The following is a 25928-nucleotide window of genomic DNA, read 5'->3' as shown; positions in this document are numbered from 1 at the left end:
GGCTTGACCACGAACATAGGATCTCGACTCTACAATGCCCTTCGCGCAACACGGGTAGTGCCGGCCGCTGGCTGGCAACCCCACCAACCGCGATGCGGTCAGATCAACCCTTCACCGGCCAGCGTGCGCAGCCCGTCCTCGTCGAGGATCTCCACCACGTTCAGGTGGGGCAGGGCGATCAGCCCCTGCTGGCGCAGCTTGGTGAAGGTGCGGCTGACCGTTTCCATGGTCAGGCCCAGGTGGTCGGCGATGTCGCCGCGGCCCATTGGCAGCGACACACGCAGGCCGTCGCCACCCAGCTTGGCCTCGCGTGCAGCCAGGCGCAGCAGGAAATCGGCCAGTTTTTCGGCAGGCTGCAGGCGTGCGAGTGCCAGCGCAGCATCCTGTGCGGCATCCAGTTCCTGGCAGGCGCGCTGCAGCAGCTTGCGCTCCAGGTGCGGGAAGCGGCTGCGCAACGCCTTCATCTGTGGCAGCGCAACGCGGCATACCCGGCTGTCGGCGATGGCCTCGATGTCGTAGCGGTGGTGATCGCTGCCGCTCAGGCCCAGGTAGTCGCCGGGCAGCACGAAGCCGTTGATCTGGCGGCGGCCGTCGGCCAGGGTGCGCACCAGGCGCAGTGCGCCGCCGGTCAATGTATAGACATGGTCGCGCTCTTCACCGGTGCGGGCCAGCGTGCTGCCCATGCTGACCTGCTGCGATACGGTGACCTGTTCCAGCGCCTGCACTTCATCGGGCGACAGCGCCGAGCACACCGCAAGGTGGCGAACCGAGCAGTGCAGGCAGTCCAGCGTGGCGCAGGACGGCGAGGCGGGATCGTTGGTGGCGGGCGGAGCGCCGGAAGGCCGGGACATGTTGCGGGGGCGTATCGCGGGCGGGGAGGGCCTTATGATACTTCAAGCGGCCGTTCGACCTTGCCGGAGGCGGGGGCGCTAGAATGTCGCCCCCTCCCACGTCCCGTTCCAGCAGGAGTTCCGCCCGTGATCAAGCCCCGTACCCCGCCCGGCACCCTTGAACTGCTGCCGCGCGAGCAGATTGCGTTCCAGCGCATGCTGGATGTCATCCGCCGCAACTACGAGCGCTTCGGGTTCCTGCCGGTGGAGACGCCGGTGTTCGAGCTGTCCGACGTGCTGCTGACCAAGTCCGGTGGCGAGACCGAGCGCCAGGTGTATTTCGTGCAGTCCACCGGTGCGCTGGCCAACGCCGCCGAATCGGGTGATCGTTCGCTGCCGGAAATGGCGCTGCGCTTCGACCTGACCGTGCCGCTGGCGCGCTACGTGGCCGAGCACGAACACGAACTGACCTTCCCGTTCCGCCGTTACCAGATGCAGCGCGTGTACCGTGGCGAGCGTGCCCAGCGCGGCCGTTTCCGCGAGTTCTACCAGTGCGACATCGACGTGATCGGCAAGGACAGCCTGAGCGTGCGTTACGACGCCGAAGTGCTGGCGGTCATCCACGCGGTGTTCTCGGAACTGCGCATCGGTGACTTCAGCATCCAGCTGAACAACCGCAAGCTGATGCGCGGCTTCTTCGAAAGCCTGGGCGTGGCCGAAGGCGAGCGCCAGCTGGCGGTACTGCGCGAAGTGGACAAGCTGGACAAGCGCGGTGCCGATTACGTGCGCGAAACGCTGGTGGGCGAGGGCTTCGAGATTCCGGCCGAGCAGGTCGAGAAGATCCTGGCATTCGTGGCCGTGCGTTCGCAGGGTCATGCCGATGCGCTGGCGCACCTGGCCACGCTTGAAGCCGACGCCGGTTCTTCGGAGATCCTGCGTGCCGGTGTTGCTGAACTACGCGAAGTGCTGCAGCTGGTGCAGGCGCTGGGCGTGCCGGAAACCGCGTACTGCCTGAACTTCTCCATCGCGCGCGGCCTGGACTACTACACCGGCACCGTCTACGAGACCACGCTGACCGATCACCCGCAGATCGGCTCGATCTGCTCGGGCGGCCGCTACGAAGACCTGGCCAGCCACTACAGCAAGTCGAAGCTGCCGGGCGTGGGCATTTCCATCGGCCTGTCGCGCCTGTTCTGGCAGCTGCGCGAAGCGGGCCTGATCGACGGCATCGAAGCCAGCAGCGTGCAGGCGCTGGTGGCGCTGATGGACGAGCAGGGTATGCCGCAGTCGCTGGACATCGCGCGCCGCCTGCGCGCCGGTGGCATCAATACCGAAGTGCAAATGGAACCGAAGAAGATCGGCAAGCAGTTCCAGTACGCCGCCAAGGCCGGCATCCGCTTCGTGGTGCTGGCCGGTGAGGACGAGCTGGCGCGCGGCGTGGTGGCGGTGAAGGACCTGTTGCGCGAGCAGCAGTTCGAAGTCTCCCGCGACGAGCTGGCCAGCACCCTGCAGGTGGAGTTGGAGCAGTCGCGGGTCATGGCGTGAAGCGTGCCGCCGCAGGGGCGCTGACGCTGCTCCTGCTGGCGGGTTGCCAGAGTGATCCGGCGCTGCGCAGCACCCGGATCGGCCCGGCCCAGTACCAGCTGGTGGTTGATCGCTGCCATGTGATCGACCGGGCGCAGCTTGAGCAGGATCTGCAGGCCCTGGCCACGCGGACGTGCCCGCGCGGGGCAGGGAGGCTGCAGAACCAGCAGTCTCATCCCAGCCGACAGGGCAGCCTGTTCGGCGAATGCCTGCGGCGCGGTGCGCTGCAGGCGAAGGTCCACTGCCAGCCCTGAGCGTCGCCAGCGTATTGATTTCAAAGTAGAACGCCCACCTTTGGTGGGCGTTCTGCGTTTATGGGAAAGAGCAGTCGAGCATGGCTCGACTCGATAAAAGCCGGTTCCGATCAGCTTTCCAGCGAGATCCGCCAGATCGCAGCCAACTGTCGAAGGCGGGGAGGGTCCGGTGGCAGGGGTGTGAGCGGCATGGATGCCGCGACCAAGCCCCCATGGACGGGTTTACGGCGCCCCCTGCCACCGGACCCTCCCCGCCATCCCACGGAATGCAGGCCTTTGCTGTTGCACTGGCTTTTGTTTCTGCGGGTGCAGGGCGCAGCCATGCCGTATCCCCCCAACCCTCGATTTGACGCACCGTGCAAGAATGCGCTAATGTACTAACGAGCTATTACATTGATGCATGGAAACGACCCCGTGAAAGCCCGCCCCGACATTGCCGCCAAAGACCCGAAGGCCGACCTGCAAGCCCTGGCCCGGGCCTTTGCCGCCCTGCGCGAGCCGGAGCAGGTGGAGGCGTTCCTGCGCGACCTGTGCACGCCCGCCGAACTGGAAGCCATGGCCGACCGCTGGAAGGTCGTGCCGCTGCTGCAGCAGGGCGTGCCATACCGCGAGATCCACGAGCGCACCGGGGTCAGCGTGACCACCACCGGACGTGTGGCACGCACGCTCGAGCATGGCCATCGAGGCTATGCCGCCGCCATCGACCGCCTTGCTTCGCGCTGACCCGCGCCCCGTTCCGAACTTCGAGACCTCCCCCATGAGTGCAACCCAGGCAGCGCCGGCACGCGACCGGCTGCGTATCGCCATCCAGAAGAGTGGCCGGCTGGCCGAGCCCGCCCGCAACCTGCTCAGCGCCTGTGGCCTGAGCTGGCGCGAAAGCCGCGACAAGCTGTTCTGCTACGGTGAATCGCTGCCGGTGGACCTGCTGCTGGTGCGCGATGACGACATCCCGGGCCTGATCGCCGACGGCGTCTGCGACCTCGGCATCGTCGGCCGCAACGAGCTGGATGAGCAGGCCGCGGCCCGCCGTCAGGTCGGCCTGCCCGATGCCTACCAGGCGCTGCGCGGGCTGGGCTTCGGCCAGTGTCGGCTGATGCTGGCGGTGCCTGAGGAATGGCAGTGGCAGGGCCCGGCGCAGCTGGCCGGCACCCGCATCGCCACCAGCTATCCGGCCATCCTCAAGCAGTGGCTGGATGAGCAGGGCGTGGATGCACAGGTGATCGAGCTGTCCGGTTCGGTGGAGATCGCGCCACGCCTCGGTACCGCCGACCTGATCTGCGACCTGGTCTCCAGCGGCGCCACGCTGCGCGCCAACCAGTTGACCCCGGTGCACAACCTGCTCGACAGCGAGGCGGTGCTGGCCGGTGCGGTGCGCGTGCCGGATGATGCGCGTGCATCGCTGCGCGCGATGCTGCTGCGCCGTCTCGACGGCGTGGTGCAGCGCCAGGACCGCAAGCTGCTGATGTTCCGCGCCAGCGAAGACCGCGTGGATGCGCTGGCACAGCTGCTGGCCGATGCCGAGCCGCTGGTGCGGCTGCCGGCCGATGGCGGTGCGCTGCGCCTGCAGACCATGTGCCCCGGCCCGTTGAGCTGGCAGCGCATGGAAGAACTGGAGCGCGCTGGCGCGCAGGGCCTGATGGTGTTGAGCGTGGAGCGATCGCTGGCATGAACCGTCTGATCTGGTCCCGACTTGATGAGGCCGCGCGTAGCGCGGCATTGACCCGCCCGGTGCAGACCGTGGCGCAGCAGACCCGCGACGCGGTGGCCACGCTGATTGCAGAAGTGCGCGAACAGGGTGACGACGCGCTGCGTGCGATCACCGCACGTTTCGACGGTGTCGAGCTGGTCTCCTTTGAAGTGTCCGAAAACGAGTTCGCGGCCGCCGAAGCGGCGGTGCCGGCCGAACTGCGCCAGGCGATGGTCGAAGCTGCCGAGCGCATCACGCGCTTCCATGAGGCTGGCATGGGCAAGGGCTATGCCGTGGAGACCGCACCGGGCGTGGTCTGCGAGCGCATGCTGCGTCCGATTGGCCGTGTGGGCCTGTATGTGCCGGCGGGCAGCGCACCGCTGCCGTCCACCGCGCTGATGCTGGGTGTTCCCGCGCAGCTGGCCGGCTGCCCGCAGGTGGTGCTGTGTACGCCGCCACGCGCCGATGGCAGCGCGGATCCGGCGGTGCTGGTGGCCGCGCGGCTGACCGGCGTGCAGCGTGTGTTCAAGCTGGGCGGCGCGCAGGCGATTGCCGCGATGGCCTATGGCACCGCCAGCATTCCGGCCTGCGACAAGCTGTTCGGGCCCGGCAACAGCTTCGTCACCGAAGCCAAGCAGCAGGTCGCACAGGACGGCGCCGCCGCCATCGACATGCCGGCCGGCCCGTCGGAAGTGCTGGTGATCGCCGATGCGGGTGCCAATCCGGCGTTCGTGGCTGCCGATCTGCTGTCGCAGGCCGAGCATGGCCCGGATTCGCAGGTCCTTCTGCTGACCGACGATGCCGCGATGCTGGCGGCGGTCGAGGCCGAAGTGGAGCGCCAGGTCGCCCTGCTGCCGCGCCAGCAGATCGCGCGCCAGGCATTGTCGGCTTCGCGGTTGATCCAGGTCGATTCGCTGGATGAAGCCTTTGCGATCGGTAACCGCTATGCGCCCGAACACCTGATCCTGGCGCTGCGCCAGCCGCGCGACTGGCTGGACCAGGTGCAGGCGGCCGGCTCGGTGTTCCTGGGGGACTTCACCCCCGAAGCACTGGGCGACTACTGCAGCGGCACCAACCACGTGCTGCCGACCGCCGGTGCCGCGCGTGCCTACAGTGGCGTCAGCGTGGCCAGCTTCCAGAACCTGATCAGCGTGCAGAGCGCCAGCGCCGCCGGCCTGGCCGCAATCGGCGGCTGCGCACGCATCATCGCCAGCGCTGAAGGCCTGGACGCGCACGAACGTGCGGTTGCCCTGCGCATGGAGGCTGCCGCATGAGCGCCGCCATTGATGACGTGCTGGCACTGGTGCGCCCGGATCTGCAGGCGTTCGCTGGCTACAGCTCGGCGCGCAGCGCGGCGGTGCAGGGCGAGGTCTGGTTGAACGCCAATGAGTCGGCCTGGGCCAATCCCGCTGATGCCGCAGGCAGCAGCCGGCGCTATCCCGAACCGCAGCCGTTGGCATTGCGCGAGGGACTGGCGGCGCTGTACGGCGTGACGCCACAGCAGCTGCTGATTGGTCGCGGCAGTGACGAAGCCATTGATCTGCTGGTGCGCGCGCTGTGCGTGCCGGGCCGCGATGGCGTGCTGGTCACGCCGCCGGTGTTCGGCATGTATGCGGTCTGCGTGCGCCTGCAGGGCGCCGCACTGCTTGAGGTGCCGCTGGTTGATACCGAAGTCGGCCTGCGTACGGATCTGGATGCTGTGATCGATACGGCCAAGTCGCGCAACGCCAAGCTGGTCTTCCTGTGCGCGCCGTCCAACCCGGCCGGCAGCGATATCGGCCTGGCCGAGATCGAGCGGGTGGCCGCCGCTCTGCGCGGGCAGGCGCTGGTGGTGGTCGACGAGGCTTACGTCGAGTACGCGCTGCGTCCGTCGGCGACCACGTTGCTGGCCGCGCACGCCAACCTTGCGGTACTGCGCACCTTGTCCAAGGCGCACGCGCTGGCTGCTGCCCGTGTCGGCAGCCTGATCGCCGCCCCCGAGCTGATTGCCATGCTGCGCCGCTGCCAGGCGCCGTACCCGGTGCCGACGCCATGCGCGGAACTGGCCGTGCTGGCACTGCAGCCGGCCGTGCTGGCACGCACCGCCGAGCGCGTGGCCACGGTCATCGCCGAACGCGAACGCCTGTTCGCTGCGCTGCCCGGCCTACCCGGCGTTCGTCGCGTGTACCGCTCGTCCGGCAACTACCTGCTGGTCCGCTTCTCCGATGCCCAGGCCGCGTTCGATACGCTGCTGGCTGCAGGCGTGGTGGTGCGCGACCAGCGCGCCGCGCCACAGCTGGGCGATGCACTGCGCATCAGTATCGGCAGCCCCGAAGAGAATGACCGCGTACTTGTGGCCCTGTCGGCGCGGAGGGCCGCAGCATGACCCCGATCCTGTTCATCGACCGCGACGGCACCCTCATCGAGGAGCCGTCCGATTTCCAGATCGACGCCTACGAGAAACTGCGCTTCGTGCCGCAGGTGATCCCGGCGCTGCTGAAGCTGCGGGATGCCGGTTACCAGTTCGTGATCGTCACCAACCAGGATGGCCTGGGCAGCGACAGCTACCCACGTGCCAGCTTCGACGGTCCCAACGAGCTGATGCTGCAGATTTTCGAGAGCCAGGGCATCACCTTCCGTGACGTGCTGATCGATTGCAGCTGGCCACAGGACAATGCGCCGACCCGCAAGCCGGGCATCGGCCTGATGACCGCCTACCTGCAGGACCGCAGCATCGACTGGGCGCGCTCGGGCATGGTCGGTGACCGCATCACCGATCTGCAGTTCGCCGACAACCTCAACATCCGTGGCTTCCAACTGCGCACCGCGCAGTTCGGCGGCGAGTGGGACTGGCCGGGCATCGCCCACGCGCTGGCCGACGCGCCGCGCACCGCCGTGGTCCAGCGCAACACGAAGGAGACCAAGATCCGCGTTGAGCTGGACCTCGATCGCGCCGGTGATGCGCGCATCGCCACCGGCCTGCCGTTCTTCGATCACATGCTCGAACAGATCGGCAAGCACGGCGGCTTCGCCCTCGATATCCAGGCCGAGGGTGACCTGCACATCGATGAGCACCACACCATCGAGGACACCGGGCTGGCCCTGGGCCAGGCCCTGCGCGAGGCGCTGGGCGACAAGCGCGGCATCGGCCGCTACGGTTTTACCCTGCCGATGGACGAGACGCTGGCCAGTGCTGCGCTGGACTTCAGCGGCCGCCCGTACTTCGTGTTCGAGGGCGAGTTCAAGCGTGAGCGCGTGGGCGACATGCCGACCGAGCTGGTGCCGCACTTCTTCCGCTCGCTGTGCGACGCCAGTGGCCTGAACCTCAACCTGCAGGTGCGCGGCGACAACGATCACCACAAGGTCGAGGCGTGCTTCAAGGCGCTGGCGCGTGCGCTGCGTCCGGCGTTGGCCCGGCAGGGCACCGCGCTGCCTTCCACCAAGGGGGCGTTGTGAGCGACGTCGCGCTGATCGATGCCGGCGGTGCCAACCTGGGCTCGGTGCGCTATGCATTGGAGCGTCTGGGTGCGACGGTGCGGCTGGTGCGCGATGCGGACGGCCTGATCGGCGCGCAGCGGGTGATCCTGCCCGGTGTCGGCGCCGCCGGTCCCGGCATGCAGCGTCTGCACGCGCAGGGCCTGGTGGAATCGCTGCAGCGACTGGAGGTGCCGCTGATGGGTATCTGCCTCGGCATGCAGCTGCTGTTCGAACGCTCCGAGGAAGCGGGTGTGGAGACACTGGGGCTGATTCCCGGCGTGGTGCGCAAGCTGGTGCCGGCCTGCGGCATCCGCGTGCCGCACATGGGCTGGAACCGGCTGCTGCCGCTGCGCGAATCGCTGCTGCTGCGCGGTGTGCCGGAGCGCGCCAGCGCCTACTTCGTGCACAGCTATGCGGCACCACTCAATACCCACACTGTCGCTGCCTGCGACCACGGTGGCCTGTTCACTGCCGTGGTGGAGCAGGGGCGTTACTACGGCGCACAGTTCCACCCCGAGCGCTCCGGCGAGACCGGCTCGCTGATGCTGCGCAACTTCCTCGAGGGCACGGCTGCATGAGTTTCATCGTTTACCCCGCGCTGGATATCCGTGATGGCCGCGTGGTGCGGCTGCGCCAGGGCGACTACGCGCAGGAAACCTCGTATGGCGACGACGCCCTGCCGCGCGCGCAGGCCTTTGCTGCGCAGGGCGCGCAGTGGATGCATCTGGTCGACCTGGACGCTGCGCGTGCCGGTGGCTACACCCTTGCGCCGCTGCTCGCGTCGATCCGTGCGCAGACGCCGCTGCAGGTGCAGACCGGCGGTGGCGTGCGCGGTCGCGACGACGTGGCGCGCATCCTCGATGCTGGCGCCGGTCGCGTAGTGGTCGGCTCGCTGGCCGTGCGCCGTCCCGATGAGGTGGTGGGCTGGCTGGAGGAATTCGGCGCCGAACGCATCACCATTGCGCTTGACGCCCGCCAGGATGCACAGGGCCAGTGGCAGCTGCCGGTGCACGGCTGGACCGAGAACGCCGGGGTGACCCTGGACGTTCTGGCTCAGCGCTACGCACGCGCCGGCATGCGCCACCTGCTGTGCACCGACATCGCCCGCGACGGCATGCTGGCCGGGCCCAACATCAGCCTCTACCAGCACCTGTCGGCGCTGCTGCCGGGCGTGGCGGTGCAGGCTTCCGGCGGCATCCGTGACGTGGCCGACGTTGCCGAAGCGCGACGTGCAGGCTGCGGTGGCGCGATCCTTGGCAAGGCGCTGCTGGAGCAGCGCATGGACCTGGCGGAGGCACTGGCATGTTGAGCCGGCGCATCATTCCGTGCCTGGACGTGCGCGATGGCCGCGTGGTCAAGGGCGTGCGTTTCCGCGACCACGTCGACATGGGCGATATCGCCGAGCTGGCGCAGCGCTACCGTGACCAGGGCGCCGACGAGCTGGTGTTCTATGACATCGGCGCCAGCCCCGAGGCGCGTTCAGTGGACGTGGCCTGGATCGAGCGCATCGCGCGGCTGATCGACATTCCGTTCTGCGTGGCCGGTGGCATCGACAGCGTGGAAACCGCGCGTCGCGTGCTGTTCGCCGGTGCCGACAAGGTGTCGATCAACTCGCCGGCGCTGGGCCGTCCGGAACTGATCACTGAACTGGCCGACGAGTTCGGCGTGCAGTGTGTAGTGGTCGGTGTCGATTCGGTACGCGAGACCGATGGACAGTGGCGGGTGCGCCGCTTCAGCGGCGACCCGGACAAGACCCAGGCGGTGCCACTGCGCACCCTGGACTGGATTGTCGAGGCGCAACGGCGGGGCGCCGGTGAGATCGTGCTGAACTGCATGGACAGCGATGGCGTGCGCCGTGGCTACGATGTCGTGCAACTGCAACAGGCGCGGGCACTGTGCCAGGTACCGTTGATCGCCTCTGGCGGTGCCGGCGCGATGGAGCACTTTGCCGAAGCCTTCGACCAGGCCGACGTCGACGGCGCGCTGGCGGCCAGTGTGTTCCACAGCGGCGCCATCGCCATTCCAGAATTGAAGCGCTACCTGCGCGGACAGCAGATCGAGGTGCGGGATGTCTATTGAAATCAGGCCGTCCTTGGACGCGTTGCAGGCGCTGGACTGGGGCAAGGGCGACGGCCTGCTGCCGGCAGTGGTGCAGGATGCCGATACCCTGCAGGTGCTGATGCTGGGCTATGTCAGCGCAGAGTCGCTGGCGGCCACGCTGGCCATCGGCCACATGACTTTCTTCAGCCGCAGCAAGCAACGGTTGTGGACCAAGGGTGAGCTGTCCGGCAACGTGCTGGTGGTGCAGTCGATCAGCGTCGACTGCGATGCCGATACGTTGCTGGTGATGGCACGTCCCGCCGGGCCGACCTGCCATACCGGCGCCGAGAGCTGTTTCGACCAGGCGCCGAAGGACTTCCTGGGCGGGCTGGGCCAGCTGGTGGCGATGCGCGAGGCGCAGCGGCCACCGGGCAGCTACACCACCAGCCTGTTCGAGGGCGGCATCCGCCGCATCGCGCAGAAGGTGGGCGAGGAGGGCGTGGAGACCGCCTTGGCGGCGGTGGCGCAGGATGACGAGGCGCTGCTGGGCGAGACTTCGGACCTGCTGTACCACCTGCTGGTGCTGCTGCGCGCGCGCGGGCTGTCGCTGGAGGATGCGCGCGCGGTGCTGGAAAAGCGCCATCGTTGAGCTGCGGTAGTGCCGACCGCTGGCCGGCAACTCATGCTCGCCTGGCATCTGAGGGTTGCCGGCCAGCGGCCGGTACTACCATCTTGAAATGCAGCCGAGCATGGCTCGGCTCTACAATACCGCGTCTCTTTCTGCTGGATCTCTCCCATGAAACTGCCTGCCGCGTGGCTGTGCTGCCTGTTGCTGACCTCGCCGGCCTGGGCCGCGGACACCGTGGTCACCGGCAAGGTCTATCTGGAGCGCGACGGCCGGCCGGGGCGCGGCGCGACCGATCCGGGCCTGGCCGGGGTGCAGGTCTCCAATGGCGAGGCCATCGTCAAGACCGCCGCCGACGGCAGCTACAGCCTGCCGGTGCGCGATGGCCAGACCGTGTTCGTGATCAAGCCCGATGCGTATTCGTTCCCGAAGGCGGCTGATGGCCTGCCCTCGTTCTGGCGCCATTACCGCCCGAATGGCTCGCCGGCGCTGAAGTACGGTGGCATCGCCGCCACCAGCGATGTCACCCGCAACTGGGATTTCGCGCTGCAGTCGGATCGCCATGACAGCCGCCGCGGTTTCCAGATGCTGGTGTTCACCGATTCGCAGACCGCCAGCCTGAAGGACATCGGCTACTACCAGCAGTCGATCGTGGCGCCGCTGGTCGGTCAGACGAGGGCGCGCATGGGCACCACCCTGGGTGACATCGTCAACGACGACCTGACCCTGTATCCGGCGATCAACAAGGTCACCACCGAACTTGGCGTGCCGTGGTTCCATGTGCCGGGCAACCACGACCTCGATTTCGATGCCGCCAGCGATGAGCACTCGCTGGACAGTTGGCGCAACATCTATGGCCCGGACACCTACGCGGTGGAAGAGGGTGGCGCCAGTTTCGTGTTCCTCGATGACGTGGTGTACGACCCCAAGGCCAAACCGAAGTATGTCGGTGGACTGCGCGAAGACCAGTTCGCCTTCCTTGCCAGCTACCTGAAGGGCCTGCACAAGGACCGCCTGCTGGTACTGGGCATGCACATCCCGCTGTTCGACGCCGCGCCGGGACGCGAGACCTTCCGCCATGCTGACCGTCAGCGCCTGTTCGACCTGTTGAAGGACTTCCGCAACGTGCTGGTGCTCAGCGGCCACAGCCACACCCAGCAGCACGTCTACCACGGTAAGGCCGACGGCTGGAACGGCGACAAGCCGCTGCATGAGTACAACGTGGGTGCCAACTGCGGTGCGTTCTGGTCGGGCGTGAAGAATGCCGCCGGCGTGCCGGACAGCACCATGAGCGATGGCACGCCGAAGGGCTATGCATTGCTCGACGTGGCCGGCAATGGCAGCTACAAGCTGCAGTACCGCGTGGCGGGCAAGTCGGCCAGCGAGCAGATCGGCCTGCATGCGCCGAAGGTGCTGCGCCAGGGGGCCTACCCGGCGTGGGGCATCTATGCCAACGTCTACATGGGTGAGGATGCCAGCGTGGTCGAGTACCGCGTCGATGGCGGCGCCTGGCAGCCGATGAAGCAGGTCAGCCAGCCCGATCCGCGCCTGATGGTGGAGAACGTGGCCGACGATCTGGCTGACAGCCTGCGTGGCTACGACCGCTCGCCGGAGGCCACCGCATCGCCGCACCTGTGGCGTGGCGCGCTGCCGACCGATCTGGCGGTGGGCAGCCACAAGGTCGAAGTACGCTCCACCCAGCCTGACGGTGCGGTGTTCACCGCCACCACCCGCTACAGCCTGCAGACTGCCCAGCCCTGACCTCCGCATCACGGCCCCAGCGAAAGGACCCCGCATGGATATCCGCTTCATGGCCGGCACCACGCCGGTGACCCTCAGCCGCCACTGGTTCACCGGCGCGATGCTGCTGCAGAGCGCCACCGAGAAGGTCTGGGTGCAGCATCCGCTGCATCCGGGCACGCACTTCTCCTTCTCGCTGGTACAGTCGTGGCTGCGCCACATCGCAGGCCACGAAGTGCTGGTCGAGCGTACCCGGCCGCTGCTGTTTGCCGGCTTCCGCCCGCAGCGGCTGCGCGTGCTGGTGGATGGTGTGCAGGTGGCCGAACAGGAAGGCATGTAGGCCAACCTGAATCATCGGCGTGCTAGGCAAAGCCGCCCCGATGCCTGAGAATCGGGGCGATTCAATCGATCCAAGCAGGCCAGCGTGACCATCGCAGCAGCGTCCCCGGTTTCCTCCGACTCCGCCCGCGGCGGTCCTCCGCGCTGTCTGGTGGTCGCCGATGTCGGTGGCACCTTCGCCCGCCTTGCGCTGGCTGGAACCCAACCCGGCCAGGCGCCGCTGCTGGGCAGCCATCGCACCTACGCCTGCGCCGAGCATCCCAGCCTGGCGGCGATCCTTGCTGATTTCACCGCTGGCCTCGGCCAGCCGGTGCATACCGCGGTGGTCGCCATCGCCGGCCTGCTCGATGGCGACGTGCTGATCAATTCCAATCTGCCGTGGACGGTCTCGCTGTCGACCACCCGCGCGCAGTCCGGGCTGCATGAGCTGCAGTTGATCAATGATTTCGAAGCGGTGGCGCTGGCCATCCCCTATCTGCAGCCGGATACGCTGGTGCCGCTGAACGGCGATGCTGACCCGGCGCAGGCGTTCCCGGCGCTGGTGCTGGGCGCCGGTACCGGCCTGGGCGCGGCACTGCGTTTCGCCGATGGCGAGCGCCCGGTGCTGGCCAGCGAGATCGGCCATGCCGCGCTCGGCGCCGGCAACGCGCTGGAACTGCAGGTGCTGGGCAAACTGCTGCAGCGCTGGGCGCACGTGGACAACGAGCGCGTGCTGTCCGGCAGTGGCCTGATGAACCTGTACCCGTGCCTGTGCGAGCTGCGCGGCGTCATCCCGGTGTGGACCAGTACCGAAGCACTGATCGGTGCCGCCCGCAGCGGTGCAGACGCGCTGGCGGTGGAGACGCTGCAGGTGTTCTGCGCCTGGTTGGGCAGCCTGGCCGGCGACGCAGCGATCGCCGTCGGTGCACGCTCGGTGTACCTGGCCGGGGGCATTTCCGCGCATGTGCAGGATTTCCTGGCCGATGGCCGCTTCCGTGAGCGCTTCCTCAACAAGGGCGTGCTGACCGAGGTGCTGCGCCAGGTACCGGTGTGGCGCGTGGAGCATGGCCAGCTGGGCGTGCTCGGTGCAGCGGTCTGGCACGCCGCACGACAGCCCACGCACGACTGATCGGCATGACCGGCATCGTGCCGGCCGTGCATTGCAGACTGGGAGGGGAAGATGGTGGATCGCAGGCAGTTCCTGCAGGCCGGTGCACTGGCTGCAGGCATGGCGGCTTTGCCGGGCGTGCAGGCGCGCACGCAGGGTGGGGCCAAGGTGGTTTCGACCTGGGACTTCGGCGTGCCGGCCAACCAGGCCGCATGGAAGGTGCTGTCGCAGGGCGGCAGCGCGCTGGATGCGGTGGAAGCGGGCGCACGCTGGGCCGAGAGCGAGCTGTGCAACCCCACCGTCGGCCATTGCGGCAACCCCGATCGCGACGGCGTGCTCAGCCTGGACGCGAGCATCATGGATGGCGATGGCCGTTGTGGCGCGGTGGCCGCGCTGGTGGACATCCTGCATCCGGTGTCGGTAGCCCGCAAAGTGATGGAAAACAGCCCGCATGTTTTGCTGGTGGGCGAGGGCGCGCAGCAGTTCGCGGTGCAGCAGGGTTTCGAGCGCAGGCACCTGCTGACGCCGCAGGCCGAAGCGGCCTGGCGCGAGTGGCTGAAGACCGAGAAATACCAGCCGCAGATCAATGCCGAGCGCCGTGGCATTCCTGGCAACAGCGACAACCACGACACCATCGGCATGCTGGCGCTGGATGCCCGCGGTAACCTGGCCGGCGCCTGCACCACCAGCGGCATGGCCTGGAAACTGCACGGCCGGGTCGGCGACAGCCCGATCATCGGTGCCGGCCTGTATGTCGACAACGAAGTGGGTGCGGCCACTGCTTCGGGCGTGGGCGAGGAGATGATCCGCAACGCCGCCTCGTTCCTGGTGGTCGAGCTGATGCGCCAGGGGCGCTCGCCGGCGCAGGCCTGCCGCGAAGCGATCGACCGTGTGGTGCGCAAGCGGCCGGAGGCGAGCAAGACCCTGCAGGTGTGCTTCCTGGCCATGAACAAGCAGGGCGAGGTCGGCGCCTACGCGCTGCATCGTGGCTTCGTCTATGCGGTGTGCGATGCGCAGCGCCAGGATGACCTGCGTGACTCGCCGTCGATCTACACGAGCTCCCAGGCGTGAGTACGCGGCGGACCCTGGAGATCGCCAGCAACTCGCTGGCCTCGGCGCTGGCCGCGCAGGCCGGCGGCGCCGACCGCATCGAGCTGTTCGACAACCTGGCTGAGGGCGGCACCACGCCGTCCTTCGCCAGCATCGCGATTGCCCGCGAACGCCTGTCGATTCCGCTGTTCGTGCTGGTGCGGCCACGCCCGGGCGACTTCCACTACGACGCGCTGGAAACCGAACTGATGCTGCGTGACATCGCGCAGTGCCGCGCGCTGGGCTGCGATGGCGTGGTGATCGGTGCGCTGGACGTGCAGGGCGGCATCGACCTGGCGCTGTGCCGGGAACTGGTGCAGGCCGCCGGGCCGTTGCAGGTGACCTTCCATCGCGCCTTCGATGCGGCCCGCGACCTGCCGGCAGCGCTGGAACAGGTGATCGGGCTGGGCTGCCAGCGCGTGCTGACCTCGGGCGGGCAGGTCAGCGCCGAGGCCGGTGCCGAAGTGCTGGCGGCGCTGGTCACCCAGGCGGCCGGGCGTATCACGGTGATGGCAGGTGCCGGATTGGCCCCGGGCAACATCGCAACCGTCGCGCGGCAGACGGGCTGTACCGAACTGCACGCGTCCGCAAAAGGCCTGCGCCGCTCGGCCATGCAGTTCCAGAACCCGGCCCTGCGCGGCTTGGACCCGGACTGGAGCCAGACCGCCACCGCGACCGTGGCCGCGCTGCGGCAGGCGCTGGACGGCGCAAGGTAGCCCGCCTCTTCTGTAGAGCCGAGCCCACGCTCGGCTGCTTTTCGCGGCGAACAACAGCAGCCGAGCGCGGGCTCGGATCTACAACGACCCGCTGTCGGCCGTACACGGCATCACGGACAAAACCGTTCCGCGCGCGATTGTCGCGATCGTGTCATTGACGTGTGAGCCGTTCTCTCAGCGATGTTTCGCAACCCTTTGATTGTTCGGGATGACGGCGGCCGGTAGCGGCATTCCGCGGGCTGTTGCTGCGTCGCCGCATGCCGGGTGTGATTCAGCTGTGCTTTAGTTTGGATCGATCCACAGGGGAGGGTGCTGCGACGGTCCTGAACCGATCCAGGCGCCCGGATCACCGGTAGTGCCGCACCACCACCCGTCCATGCGTTCACACTTTCGAAGAGCAACCACCCATGGCTCAGATCGTCCGCAAGCGCCGTCACCTGCTGTCCCAGGCCTTGGTCCTGGCCCTGCTTCCCCTGGCTGCCAATGCGCAGGAAGCCCCAAGCTCGTCCACCAAGGATCTCGATGCGGTCACCGTCACCGGCTCGCGCATCAAGCGCGCCAGTGTCGAAGGCCCGGCACCGGTCAATGTGATCACCGCCGCGCAGATCCAGAAGGAAGGCTTCGTCAGCGTGTACGACGCGCTGAAGACCCTCACCGAAGCGACCGGCACTGTTGAAGCCGCCTCGCAGTGGGGCTCGCATACGCCCAATGCCAGCGGCCTGAATCTGCGCGGGATGGGCCCGAACCGCTCGCTGTTGCTGGTCAACGGCCGTCGCGTGGCGGACTACCCGCTGCCGTATGGCGGTGAAACCAACTTCTCCAACTACGGCAACATTCCGGCCGCGGCGGTGGAGCGCATCGAAGTGCTGACCGGTGGCGCCTCGGCCATCTATGGCTCCGATGCGATCGCCGGCGTGGTCAACGTCATCCTCAAGACCAACTACGACGGCGACGAAGTGCGCGTGCGCGGCGGTACCTCCACCGAAGGCGGCCGCGATACGTGGGATCTGTCCTGGGCCGGCGGCAGGACCGACGACAACTGGAGCGTGACCTACGCGCTGCAGTACACCAAGCGCGACCCGCTGTTTGGCCGTGACCGCCCGCAGATGGACGACGCCGATGATGCACCGTATCTGTCCTGGAACATGGAACAACGCAAAGTCGGCTTCCGTCCCACCGCCGGCCTGGCGCTGATCGATCCGACCACCGGTCAGCGCCTGGCGCCGCCCACCGGCACCTGCGAGAAGTTCGATGGCGAGTACTACACCGCGGATCGATTGGTCTACAACTACGCCGCCAACACCATCACCAACACCGGCCGCCTGTGCGGCATGCGTGCGGACTATGCGAACTGGCTGCTTACGGGCGGTGCCGAGAACGTGTCCGGCAACCTGTATGCCACCTTCGACTTCAGCAATGACCTGCAGGCCTGGACCAACCTGGCCGTCTACCGCTCCGAAGCGATCTGGGGCACCAATCCGCCGAGCGTGTCGCTGATCGACGACGACAACGGCTACTACTGGGATGCCAACCGCAACCGCCCGATCCTGGGCGTGCGCCAGTTCACGCCAAATGAAGTCGGTGGCCTGGATACGCTGCGCAACACCAACCGCGAACTGTCCTGGGACTGGAGCGCCGGCCTGCGTGGCCGCCTCGCTGACCGCTTCGACTGGAGCACCACAGTGGGGCGTTCCTACTACCGCGTTGAAGAACGGCAGAACGTGGTCGACAAGCAGAAGTCGTATGACTACTTCCTGGGTCCGAAGCTGGGCACCACCGCCGATGGCGAGGCGATTTACGCACTGAACGAATCGCGCTGGTGGAATCCGCTGACGCCGGACCAGTACTGGCAGATGGGCACGGTGGCGAGGAACCGCGCATCATCGTGGGTCAACCAGGCTTCGGCGGACATCACCGGCGAGCTTTTCCAAGGGTGGGCGGGTCCGATTTCGTTCGCGGCAGTGGCCGAAGTCGCGCAGCAGGGCTATCACCTCAGCCCCGATCCGCGTGCAGGTATCGACTTCGACCTGCAGAACGTCGATCGCGGCGGCGGCGAGCGCACCCGCTATTCGGCCGGCGTCGAGTTCAAGATCCCGCTGCTGGAGAGCGTGACCGCCACTGCGGCCGCGCGCTATGACCGTTATGGCAACTACAAGGCTGACAACAGCGGCGAAGCGCTGGACATCGGCAGCCAGAAGGAAACCACCTGGAACGTCGGCCTGGAATGGCGCCCGGTGGAGTCGCTGCTGGTGCGTGGCTCCTACGCCACCAGTTTCCATGCGCCGGACATGCACTACCTGCTGGGCCAGCCGAGCAGCTCCGAAGTGCAGACCTATGACCGCCTGCGCTGCATCCAGAGCGGCGCTTACCTGGTCAACAACTGCGGCGTGGGCAACACCGACGTCTGGTACACCTTCGACGTGAACCGCCGCGGCACGCCACTGCTGCGTTCGGAAACCGGCGATTCGTGGACGGTCGGTTTCGTCTGGGATGTGATGCCCAATCTGTCGGTCAGTGCCGACTACTGGGCGATCAAGCTGGAAGACATGATCGTCGACGTCGGCGCCGACGAGGTGCTGGCCAGCGAAGCCGGCTGCCTGACCGGCAAGAACATCGACGGTACACCGTGGGCCAATCCGGCCGGTGGCGAATACTGCGCCGGCATCCTGGCCCGCGTGAACCGCGACAGCAACGGCCGTCTGGTATCGATCGAGCGCGGGCCGTTCAACCTGGCCAGCCGCGAAGTGCGCGGTATCGACCTGACCGCGCGCTATCGCCTGGAAACCGCGCAGTGGGGCAGCTTCCAGCTGGGCCTGAACTACACCAACCAGATCTCGACCAAGGAACAGCGCTACGCCAACGACCCGAACCCGGAGCGTCGTGACCGCGACCTGCGCAGCAAGCTGCGCGCGAGCCTGGCCTGGCAGCGCGGCAACTGGAACGCCAATGTCTATGCCGACCGCATCGGTTCGGTGCCGGGCGTGCGCTACCACTGGGGCACCGATCGCCTGAACAACCCGGGTGGCTGTCTGCCGTTCGCTGATGGCTATGTGCCCAGCGACAGCCCGTCGCTGAACTGCCTGGAACCGGCAACACGTCCGGATGGCTCGCCCAACCCGAACCCGAACGCCGGCCAGCAGACCACGCGCTACTACGGGCGGGTCGGGCCGTTCATCACCTGGAACTTCAACATGGGCTACCAGGTGACCGAACGCGCCAAGGTCAACGTCTACGTCAACAACGTGTTCAATTCGGCCAGCTGGAACCACAAGGATCCGTACAAGCTGGACTATGACTTCGCCCCGACCCGCCTGCTCGGCGCGGTGGGCCGCGAGTTCGCGCTGGAGTACGTGTTCACCTTCTGAGGCGGATTGCGGGCGGTACGCCGGGCCTGGCCCGGCGATACCGGCTGGACGTGGCGGCTGGATTTGACCTTCCCACGATGGCAAGGTTTAGCCTGTCCGCATCCAGAAGGAACCCCGGGAATCCGATCATGAGCACGCCCCGCGCCATTGCAGCCCCCGCAAGCCCCGCCACCATCAGCCTGCCCATCGAGGGCATGACCTGCGCCAGCTGTGTCGGCCGGGTCGAGGCCGCGCTGTCCAAGGTCGAAGGTGTGGGCAGTGTTTCGGTCAATCTGGCCACCGAGCGCGCGGATATCCGCCCGTCGGGCCCGGTCGATCGGGCCGCGCTGATCCAGGCGGTGGAGCGGGTGGGCTATGACGTGCCCGCCGCTACCGTTGAACTGGCCGTGGAAGGCATGACCTGCGCTTCCTGCGTGGGTCGCGTGGAACGCGCGCTGCTGGCGGTGCCGGGCGTCAGCCAGGCCAGCGTGAACCTGGCCACGGAGCGTGCGACCGTGCGCGGCGTGGCAGGCGTTGACGCGCTGGTGGCGGCCATCGACAAGGTCGGCTACGCCGCACACCTGATCGAGGCCGGCGTGCAGTCCGACGATGAGGCTGCAGAAAAGAAGGATGCCGAGCGCGCCGGACTGAAACGCGACCTGATCGTGGCGTCCGCGCTGGCGCTACCGGTGTTCGTGCTGGAGATGGGTTCGCACCTGATTCCCGGCATGCACGAGTGGGTGATGGCCACCATCGGCATGCAGGCCAGCTGGTACCTGCAGTTCGTGCTGACCCTCCTGGTGCTGGCCATTCCCGGCCGCCGTTTCTACCAGAAGGGCTTCCCGGCACTGCTGCGGCTGGCGCCGGACATGAATTCACTGGTGGCGGTGGGCACCGCCGCGGCGTTCGGTTATTCGGTGGTAGCGACCTTTGCACCGCGGCTGTTGCCGCCGGGCACGGTGAACGTCTACTACGAAGCGGCGGCGGTGATCGTCGCGCTGATCCTGCTCGGCCGCTTCCTTGAAGCTCGGGCCAAGGGCCGTACCTCCGAGGCGATCAAGCGCCTGGTCAACCTGCAGGCCAAGGTCGCCCATGTGATCCGTGACGGCCGCACCGTCGACATCCCGGTCAATGAAGTGCAGAGCGGCGACGTGGTGGAAGTGCGCCCGGGCGAGCGCGTGCCGGTCGATGGCGAGGTGGTCGAGGGTCGCAGCTACATCGACGAGTCGATGATCAGCGGCGAGCCGATTCCGGTCGAGAAGCAGCCGGGAAGCAGCGTTGTCGGTGGCACGGTCAACCAGAAGGGCGCACTGACGGTGCGAGCCACGGCGGTGGGCGCGCAGACGATGTTGGCGCAGATCATCCGCATGGTCGAACAGGCGCAGGGCTCGAAGCTGCCGATCCAGGCGGTGGTCGACAAGGTCACGTTGTGGTTCGTGCCGGCGGTGATGCTGGCCGCGCTGGCGACCTTCGCGGTCTGGCTGATCTTCGGTCCATCGCCGGCGCTGAGCTTCGCGCTGGTCAATGCGGTGGCGGTGCTGATCATTGCCTGCCCCTGCGCGATGGGCTTGGCCACGCCGACCTCGATCATGGTCGGTACTGGCCGTGGCGCTGAAATGGGTGTGCTTTTCCGCAAGGGTGAAGCGCTGCAGCTGCTGAAGGACGCGCAGGTGGTGGCGGTGGACAAGACCGGCACGCTGACCGAAGGCCGCCCGCGCCTGACCGACCTGGAGATCGCCGACGGTTTTGATCGCAGTACGGTACTGGGGGCGGTGGCGGCAGTGGAGTCGCGCTCGGAGCATCCGATTGCCCGCGCCATCGTGGATGCGGCCACCGAGCAGGGCATCGCGTTGCCGGCGATAGCCGATTTCGAATCGGTCACCGGCATGGGCGTGCGTGCCAGCGTTGATGGCGCGCGCGTGGAGGTGGGGGCGGATCGTTTCATGCGCGATCTGAGGGTGGATATCACGCCGTTCGCGGCGCTGGCCACCCAGCTTGGAACGCAGGGCAAGTCGCCGCTGTATGCCGCCATCGACGGCCGCCTGGCCGCGATCATCGCGGTATCCGATCCGATCAAGCCGAGCACGCCGGCCGCGATCGCGGCACTGCACCAGCTCGGCCTGAAGGTGGCGATGATCACCGGTGACAACGCCGGTACCGCGCAGGCGATCGCGCGCGAGCTGGGCATCGATGAGGTGGTGGCCGAGGTGCTGCCGGAAGGCAAGGTCGAGGCCGTGCGCCGCCTGAAGGCCACGCATGGCCACGTCGCCTTCGTCGGCGATGGCATCAATGATGCGCCGGCACTGGCCGAAGCCGATGTCGGCCTGGCCATCGGTACCGGCACCGATATCGCGGTGGAGTCGGCCGATGTGGTGCTGATGTCGGGCAATCTGCAGGGCGTGCCCAATGCCATCGCGCTGTCCAAGGCGACGCTGGGCAACATCCGGCAGAACCTGTTCTGGGCCTTCGCCTACAACACCGCGTTGATTCCGGTAGCGGCCGGCGTGCTGTACCCGGTGTGGGGCGTGCTGCTGTCGCCGGTGTTCGCGGCCGGTGCGATGGCGCTGTCCAGCGTGTTCGTGCTGGGCAATGCACTGCGCCTGCGCCGCTTCCAGGCACCGATGGCGGACGCCCCGGCCGCAACCCATTGAAGGAGACGTGCATGAACATCGGTGAAGCCGCCAAGGCCTCCAGCGTTTCGGCCAAGATGATCCGCTACTACGAACAGATCGGCCTGATTCCTGCGGCCGACCGCACCGAGTCTGGCTACCGGGCGTATTCGCAGGCGGACATCCATCGCCTGCGTTTCATCCGCCGCGCGCGTGATCTCGGCTTCCAGGTGGCCGAGATCACTGACCTGCTGGGGCTGTGGAACGACACCTCGCGGCACAGTGCCGACGTGAAGCATCTGGCCGAACAGCACATCGCCGATCTGGAACAGCGCATCGAGCACATGCGGCAGATGGCCGACACGCTGAAGTCGCTGATCAGCTGTTGTGCGGGAGACGAGCGCCCTGAGTGCCCGATCCTGCAGCGGCTGGGTGAGGACGATGAGGCGCCGGGGCCGGTTGATACCGCGAAGACCGGTGCAGTGCGGCGACGCGCACAGAAGCATTGAATCGATATCGCGTGAACCAAAAAGCCCGCCCTGTGACAGTGCACGGGGCGGGCTTCGTTGTGGACGCAGTTCAGGGAATCAGGCAGTGCGAGGCGGAAAGCCTGCATCGTTCACCGCGGCGAACACCTGTTCCTGCGACGCGGTGGTCTGCACCTTGACCAGGCCGGTCGGCGGGTCGGCAACCACGCTGGCGTTCGGATCGATCTGCTGGATCGCGCGGGTCACGCTGCGCGCGCAACCACCGCAGGTCATGCCTTCAACATGGAATTCCATCTGTAGCTCCTTCGGTGCTCTTGGGGTGGAGTCAGTGTGCACCTTCCAACGATGGCAGGGTCAAGCGCCGGGCTGAACGACAGGCAAGGCGCCGACAAAAAACGGCAGCCACCTGTACCAGCGTGGCTGCCGTGGAGGAACGTCCCCGCCGGAGCAGGGCGTGGGTTGCGCCGGGCGTACCCGCGCAACCCGTCGTGCTTCAGAACTTCCAGGTGGCGCCGAAGTACAGCTGGCGGCCTGCGTAGGTGTTGGAGACGAGGCGGGCCTTGGTGTCATTGCCCAGGTGCACGCGCTGCTCGGACTTGGTGGCATTGATCACCGAGGCGGTCAGGGTCCAGTCCGGGGTCAGGTTGTAGGCAACATTCAGGTCCAGCTGGTCATACGGTTCGGTGTAGACGGTGAGGCCATTGTTGAGCCCGCCGACCACCTGGCCGCGACGGTTGAACGAAGCGCGCGCGAGGAACTTCTCGTTCTCGTAGAACACCGTGACGTTGGCCTGGTTCTTGGCGCTGCCAACCAGCGGCGAGGAGCCGATTTCCTGGCCGTCCAGAACAATCGAGGCCAGGTTGGTGTCGTTGTAGGTGTAGTTGGCCTGCACGCCGAAGCCGAAATCGAAGGTGTACTGGCCATACAGCTCGACGCCCTGCGACACACCATCGCGGCCATTGGCCTGGGTCTCGTAGCGCTGCACGTTCACCGCTTCACCGTTGATGACCATCGGCGTGTCGCGCACCACCGGCAAAGTGAAGTTGTCCACGTTCTTGCGGAACAGGCCGACGCCGGCGACTGCGCCCGGCTGGAAGTACCACTCCAGGCCCAGGTCGAACTGGGTGGCCTTGAACGGTTCCAGCTGCTTGTTGCTGCCCTGGCCCACCCAGCCTGCGGTCGAAGCGCCACCGGCAACGCGGCGATCATTGACGTACTCTTCGCTGTAATAGCTCAGTGCGCCCGGTGCTGCGATGTCGGTGTAGCCGGGGCGGGCGATCACCTTCGATGCGGCGCCACGCAGCACCAGCGTGTCGGTGATGTCCCAGGCGATATTGAAACTCGGCAGCACGTCGGTGTACGTGCGATCCACGCCGATCAGGCTGTAGGTCTTGCTCTGCGCCAGGTCGTGCGGCAGGCGCACGAAGCCGCTCTCGCAGCTGTAGGTCGGGTAGGCTGCAGCGGCCGGATCGGTGCACGCCATCGGCGCGCCGGACGCGTTGTCCAGGAAGTAGTCGTTGAACTTCTCGATCGAGTCGGAGGACTGCGCGAACTGCTTGGTGCGCACCACGCGCACGCCAACGTTGCCGCGCAGACGCTCGGTGCGGAAGTTGGCCTGGAAGTAGCCCGAATAGATCTTCTCGTTGACGTTGTAGACGAAGTCTTCCTCGGTACGGTTGTGCGAACCGCCGTAGGTCTTGTTCAGGTAGTCGATGTAGGCCGGGTAGTTGATGCCCGGGAAAACGTTGGCATTGAAGCCACCAGCGATGTTGCTGATCGGGTTGGACAGGAAGAAGCCAGGCTGCGCATCGCCGGCAGTCGGATCGCAGCCGCTCTGGTAGCGGCTGTTGTCATAGTCGGCCGGGTCACGGCCCGGGCACACCCAGTAGGTGTTGCCGGTGTTGCGGTGGACCTGGCCATCACGGTACTTGGCACCGAACTGGATGGAGTCCAGCCAGCCGGATTCAAACAGCTTGGTGACGTCGGCCTGGAAGTAGTTCTGCTTGACCTCGGTGCGCTTCCACGACGAATCGGTCGAGCCGGTGTCGACTTCGGCGATGCCGTTCATCAGCTGCTGCTGCAGGTCGGGCGAGAAGGTGGCCGAAGGCGTGCCGGTCAGATCCCAGGCGCTGTACAGATTGCCCGACAGGTAATCGTTGCCGACCTTGCGGCGCGGCTTGGCCGACATCCGGAAGTTCATCGACGGACCACCTTCGGACCAGGTGCGGCCGCCGGTGAACGAGGCCTTCCACAGCGGGCTGATGTCCCAGTCGATGGTCAGGTCAGCGGTCTGCGACAGCGCCTTTTCCTTGCTGTAGCCACCGGTCAGCTGCGGCGTCGGAACCGTGCAGTCGTCCGGGCCCCAGCCACCGGGCTTGAGGCCGGCAGCCTTGGCCTGGTCTTCATTGCAGTAGTAGGTCTTTCCAGCCAGCTTTTCGAACTGGGCGCCGGTAACGGTGTTGCCGCTGGGATCGAAGTCCAGGCCGTTGAGCAGGCGTCCACCGGCCCAGTTTCCATCGCCATTGAAGCGGGCCATGCTCCATTCCGGAATCTTCAGCATGTTCTGGGTGTAATCACCCTGCAGTTCGAAGCGGAAGTAGTTGGCCGTCATCGTGACGTTGTCGACCGGCTTGAACTGGAAGGTCAGCTGGCCGCCCTTGCGCTCGCGCTTCTCTTCCTTCACCGCGAAGTTGACCGACGTCGGCATGAAGAAATCGCTGTAGTTGCCGCCGGTCTGGTTGTTGAAACCGGACTTGCCCCACCAGTAGTGGATGCCATCCTGCGCCTGCACGTTGCCATAGGCATCGCGCGCCTTGCCAGCGCCATACCACTGGTAGTCCTCGGTGCTGGCTTCCATGGTACGGGTGGTGCGCTTCTGCTGCGTCACGCCGATCAGCACGCCGAAACGCTCATCCTTGCTGTGCCACGAATACAGGGCCGAGGCCTGCGGGTCGATATCGTGGTGGGTATCGGAAGAGGTGCCCTCGAGCGTGACGAAGCCCGAGTTGGATTCCATGTCCAGCGGACGACGGGTGTGCAGGATGACCGTGCCGCCGATGCCGCCTTCGTCGATGCGTGCTTCCGGCGACTTGAACAGCTCCGCGCTGGACAGCATGTTCGACGGCAGCAGGGTGTAGTTGAACGAACGGGTCGCTTCGTCGTTGGTTTCCGACGTGGCGACGTAGTTGCCGTTCAACTGGGTCAGGGTCAGGTCTGGTGCCAGGCCACGCACGCTGACGGTCTTGCCTTCGCCGCCGCTGCGGGTGATGACCACGCCGGGCACGCGCTGCAGTGCGTCGGCCACGTTCTTGTCGGGGAACTTGCCGACGTCTTCGGCGGTGATCACTTCGACCACGGCGTTGGCGTCGCGCTTCTGCTCAAGGCTCTTTTCAATGGCGTAGCGGTAGCCGGTGACCTGGACGCTGTCCAGGTTGGTGGCGTCCTGCGCGCCGGTGGAAGCGGCCTGCTGCGCGGCGGCGCCAGCCGGAATGACGGCGGCGGCCAAGGCCAGCGCGATGGCCAACGCCAGTACGTCCTGGCCATGCGTACGTGTTGAATGCTTCATTCCCATCTCTCCCTCTCTCCTGGATTGATCCGGTGACGTGGCACGGACAACTTGAATCGATCTAATTTGAAGTGACATTGTCGCTATTGCCATGCAGTGGCAGTAGCACCGTGCGCGTGGCCTGGTACGTCCTGTTGCTGCTCCCCCAACTCCCGGCCATCGCAGCGTCGTTCTTGGATCGATCTAAGCGATGGGCGGGCGTTTTTTAGCATGGGTCGCGCGCGGGCGCATGCTGCTCCGCAATATGGTACTGGCGTGGCGAAGGGATGACGGTTTGCTGAAAACAGTGAAATCGTTTTCGTGCGCAGGGGAAGGGTGGGTCGGCAGGGCTGCGCCCTGCACCTGCCGAAGCCAAAGCGAAAGCCAAAGCCAAAACCAAAGCCAAAACCAAAACCAAAACGGCTCTGGGTTGTCTGTGGGTTGGGCAGGGCGGTGTCGGATTGCGGGGACGCCGTAAACCCGTCCATGGGGGCTT

General features: G+C 66.8%; 22 protein-coding genes. 19 read left to right on the top strand and 3 right to left on the bottom strand.

What is annotated here, in order from left to right; genetic code table 11:
• Positions 1-98: 98 nt before the first annotated feature.
• The gene (locus G5A07_RS19520; RefSeq protein WP_043397202.1) at positions 99-851 is read right to left on the bottom strand and encodes a helix-turn-helix domain-containing protein; all 753 of its coding nucleotides are present in this window, start codon (positions 849-851) and stop codon (positions 99-101) included.
• Between the two features lie 126 nt (positions 852-977).
• Between G5A07_RS19520 and hisS the strand changes: the two genes are divergently transcribed.
• The 19 genes from hisS (at position 978) to cueR (ending at position 21909) form a co-directional block, all read left to right on the top strand.
• Positions 978-2375 carry a histidine--tRNA ligase gene (gene hisS, locus G5A07_RS19515; RefSeq protein ID WP_191851219.1) on the top strand — a complete coding sequence of 466 codons (1398 nt, stop codon included), beginning with the start codon at positions 978-980 and terminating at the stop codon, positions 2373-2375.
• Positions 2372-2668, top strand: a complete 297-nt coding sequence (locus tag G5A07_RS19510) for a hypothetical protein (RefSeq protein ID WP_191863862.1) — start codon at positions 2372-2374, stop codon at positions 2666-2668. The genes hisS and G5A07_RS19510 overlap by 4 nt, the downstream gene beginning before the upstream one ends.
• 414 nt (positions 2669-3082) lie before the next feature.
• A complete protein-coding gene (locus tag G5A07_RS19505) occupies positions 3083-3391 on the top strand; it encodes a YerC/YecD family TrpR-related protein (protein WP_167345309.1) in 309 nt (102 codons plus the stop codon).
• A 34-nt stretch (positions 3392-3425) separates the two neighbouring features.
• Positions 3426-4337, top strand: coding sequence for an ATP phosphoribosyltransferase (gene hisG, locus G5A07_RS19500; protein WP_191863861.1), 912 nt, complete (start codon positions 3426-3428; stop codon positions 4335-4337).
• The gene (gene hisD / locus G5A07_RS19495; RefSeq protein ID WP_191863860.1) at positions 4334-5629 is read left to right on the top strand and encodes a histidinol dehydrogenase; all 1296 of its coding nucleotides are present in this window, start codon (positions 4334-4336) and stop codon (positions 5627-5629) included. The genes hisG and hisD overlap by 4 nt, the downstream gene beginning before the upstream one ends.
• A complete protein-coding gene (gene hisC / locus G5A07_RS19490) occupies positions 5626-6720 on the top strand; it encodes a histidinol-phosphate transaminase (RefSeq protein ID WP_191863859.1) in 1095 nt (364 codons plus the stop codon). The genes hisD and hisC overlap by 4 nt, the downstream gene beginning before the upstream one ends.
• Positions 6717-7790 (top strand): bifunctional histidinol-phosphatase/imidazoleglycerol-phosphate dehydratase HisB, encoded by a 1074-nt coding sequence (gene hisB / locus G5A07_RS19485; RefSeq protein WP_191863858.1) that lies wholly within the window; start codon positions 6717-6719, stop codon positions 7788-7790. The genes hisC and hisB overlap by 4 nt, the downstream gene beginning before the upstream one ends.
• Positions 7787-8389, top strand: a complete 603-nt coding sequence (hisH, locus tag G5A07_RS19480; RefSeq protein ID WP_012480034.1) for an imidazole glycerol phosphate synthase subunit HisH — start codon at positions 7787-7789, stop codon at positions 8387-8389. The genes hisB and hisH overlap by 4 nt, the downstream gene beginning before the upstream one ends.
• Positions 8386-9120 carry a 1-(5-phosphoribosyl)-5-[(5-phosphoribosylamino)methylideneamino]imidazole-4-carboxamide isomerase gene (hisA, locus tag G5A07_RS19475; protein ID WP_099560671.1) on the top strand — a complete coding sequence of 245 codons (735 nt, stop codon included), beginning with the start codon at positions 8386-8388 and terminating at the stop codon, positions 9118-9120. Before hisH ends, hisA begins: the two co-directional genes overlap by 4 nt.
• Entirely contained in the window at positions 9114-9890 is a 777-nt protein-coding gene (gene hisF / locus G5A07_RS19470; RefSeq protein WP_012480036.1) for an imidazole glycerol phosphate synthase subunit HisF, read from the top strand. The genes hisA and hisF overlap by 7 nt, the downstream gene beginning before the upstream one ends.
• On the top strand, positions 9880-10500 hold the full coding sequence (hisIE, locus tag G5A07_RS19465; protein ID WP_019338506.1) for a bifunctional phosphoribosyl-AMP cyclohydrolase/phosphoribosyl-ATP diphosphatase HisIE: 621 nt from the start codon (positions 9880-9882) through the stop codon (positions 10498-10500). The genes hisF and hisIE overlap by 11 nt, the downstream gene beginning before the upstream one ends.
• Before the next feature lie 147 nt (positions 10501-10647).
• Positions 10648-12237 carry a calcineurin-like phosphoesterase family protein gene (locus G5A07_RS19460; protein WP_191863857.1) on the top strand — a complete coding sequence of 530 codons (1590 nt, stop codon included), beginning with the start codon at positions 10648-10650 and terminating at the stop codon, positions 12235-12237.
• A gap of 34 nt (positions 12238-12271) precedes the next feature.
• Positions 12272-12556, top strand: coding sequence for a hypothetical protein (locus tag G5A07_RS19455; protein ID WP_005409434.1), 285 nt, complete (start codon positions 12272-12274; stop codon positions 12554-12556).
• 84 nt (positions 12557-12640) lie between these two features.
• Positions 12641-13663 carry a glucokinase gene (locus G5A07_RS19450; protein ID WP_191863856.1) on the top strand — a complete coding sequence of 341 codons (1023 nt, stop codon included), beginning with the start codon at positions 12641-12643 and terminating at the stop codon, positions 13661-13663.
• A 51-nt stretch (positions 13664-13714) separates the two neighbouring features.
• The gene (locus G5A07_RS19445) at positions 13715-14713 is read left to right on the top strand and encodes a N(4)-(beta-N-acetylglucosaminyl)-L-asparaginase (RefSeq protein ID WP_019661424.1); all 999 of its coding nucleotides are present in this window, start codon (positions 13715-13717) and stop codon (positions 14711-14713) included.
• Positions 14710-15447, top strand: coding sequence for a copper homeostasis protein CutC (locus tag G5A07_RS19440; RefSeq protein WP_191863855.1), 738 nt, complete (start codon positions 14710-14712; stop codon positions 15445-15447). The genes G5A07_RS19445 and G5A07_RS19440 overlap by 4 nt, the downstream gene beginning before the upstream one ends.
• A 407-nt stretch (positions 15448-15854) precedes the next feature.
• Complete coding sequence (locus G5A07_RS19435) at positions 15855-18812, top strand: TonB-dependent receptor (protein WP_191863854.1); 2958 nt, start codon at positions 15855-15857, stop codon at positions 18810-18812.
• A 128-nt stretch (positions 18813-18940) separates the two neighbouring features.
• Positions 18941-21442 (top strand): heavy metal translocating P-type ATPase, encoded by a 2502-nt coding sequence (locus tag G5A07_RS19430; RefSeq protein ID WP_191863853.1) that lies wholly within the window; start codon positions 18941-18943, stop codon positions 21440-21442.
• A gap of 11 nt (positions 21443-21453) precedes the next feature.
• Positions 21454-21909, top strand: a complete 456-nt coding sequence (cueR, locus tag G5A07_RS19425; RefSeq protein WP_191863852.1) for a Cu(I)-responsive transcriptional regulator — start codon at positions 21454-21456, stop codon at positions 21907-21909.
• Positions 21910-21987: 78 nt separating this feature from the next.
• Here cueR and G5A07_RS19420 read toward each other — a convergent pair whose 3' ends face one another.
• Positions 21988-22182, bottom strand: a complete 195-nt coding sequence (locus G5A07_RS19420) for a heavy-metal-associated domain-containing protein (protein WP_019338512.1) — start codon at positions 22180-22182, stop codon at positions 21988-21990.
• A 199-nt stretch (positions 22183-22381) separates the two neighbouring features.
• On the bottom strand, positions 22382-25459 hold the full coding sequence (locus tag G5A07_RS19415) for a TonB-dependent receptor (RefSeq protein ID WP_191863851.1): 3078 nt from the start codon (positions 25457-25459) through the stop codon (positions 22382-22384).
• Positions 25460-25928: the final 469 nt, after the last annotated feature.

The sequence above is a fragment of the Stenotrophomonas sp. AS012628 genome, assembly GCF_010608305.1.
Classification (GTDB): Bacteria; Pseudomonadota; Gammaproteobacteria; order Xanthomonadales; family Xanthomonadaceae; genus Stenotrophomonas; species Stenotrophomonas geniculata.
This window is presented reverse-complemented; position numbering and strand designations above follow the sequence as displayed.

Excerpts from the sequence above, each read along its gene's own strand:
- hisG (WP_191863861.1), top strand. The coding sequence starts at position 3,426 with ATGAGTGCAACCCAGGCAGCGCCGGCACGCGACCGGCTGCGTATCGCC.
- hisC (WP_191863859.1), top strand. The coding sequence starts at position 5,626 with ATGAGCGCCGCCATTGATGACGTGCTGGCACTGGTGCGCCCGGATCTG.
- G5A07_RS19420 (WP_019338512.1), bottom strand. The coding sequence starts at position 22,182 with ATGGAATTCCATGTTGAAGGCATGACCTGCGGTGGTTGCGCGCGCAGC.
- G5A07_RS19430 (WP_191863853.1), top strand. The coding sequence starts at position 18,941 with ATGAGCACGCCCCGCGCCATTGCAGCCCCCGCAAGCCCCGCCACCATC.
- hisB (WP_191863858.1), top strand. The coding sequence starts at position 6,717 with ATGACCCCGATCCTGTTCATCGACCGCGACGGCACCCTCATCGAGGAG.
- G5A07_RS19455 (WP_005409434.1), top strand. The coding sequence starts at position 12,272 with ATGGATATCCGCTTCATGGCCGGCACCACGCCGGTGACCCTCAGCCGC.
- hisD (WP_191863860.1), top strand. The coding sequence starts at position 4,334 with ATGAACCGTCTGATCTGGTCCCGACTTGATGAGGCCGCGCGTAGCGCG.
- hisF (WP_012480036.1), top strand. The coding sequence starts at position 9,114 with ATGTTGAGCCGGCGCATCATTCCGTGCCTGGACGTGCGCGATGGCCGC.
- hisIE (WP_019338506.1), top strand. The coding sequence starts at position 9,880 with ATGTCTATTGAAATCAGGCCGTCCTTGGACGCGTTGCAGGCGCTGGAC.
- G5A07_RS19435 (WP_191863854.1), top strand. The coding sequence starts at position 15,855 with ATGGCTCAGATCGTCCGCAAGCGCCGTCACCTGCTGTCCCAGGCCTTG.
- cueR (WP_191863852.1), top strand. The coding sequence starts at position 21,454 with ATGAACATCGGTGAAGCCGCCAAGGCCTCCAGCGTTTCGGCCAAGATG.
- G5A07_RS19520 (WP_043397202.1), bottom strand. The coding sequence starts at position 851 with ATGTCCCGGCCTTCCGGCGCTCCGCCCGCCACCAACGATCCCGCCTCG.
- G5A07_RS19415 (WP_191863851.1), bottom strand. The coding sequence starts at position 25,459 with ATGGGAATGAAGCATTCAACACGTACGCATGGCCAGGACGTACTGGCG.
- G5A07_RS19460 (WP_191863857.1), top strand. The coding sequence starts at position 10,648 with ATGAAACTGCCTGCCGCGTGGCTGTGCTGCCTGTTGCTGACCTCGCCG.
- G5A07_RS19445 (WP_019661424.1), top strand. The coding sequence starts at position 13,715 with ATGGTGGATCGCAGGCAGTTCCTGCAGGCCGGTGCACTGGCTGCAGGC.
- hisA (WP_099560671.1), top strand. The coding sequence starts at position 8,386 with ATGAGTTTCATCGTTTACCCCGCGCTGGATATCCGTGATGGCCGCGTG.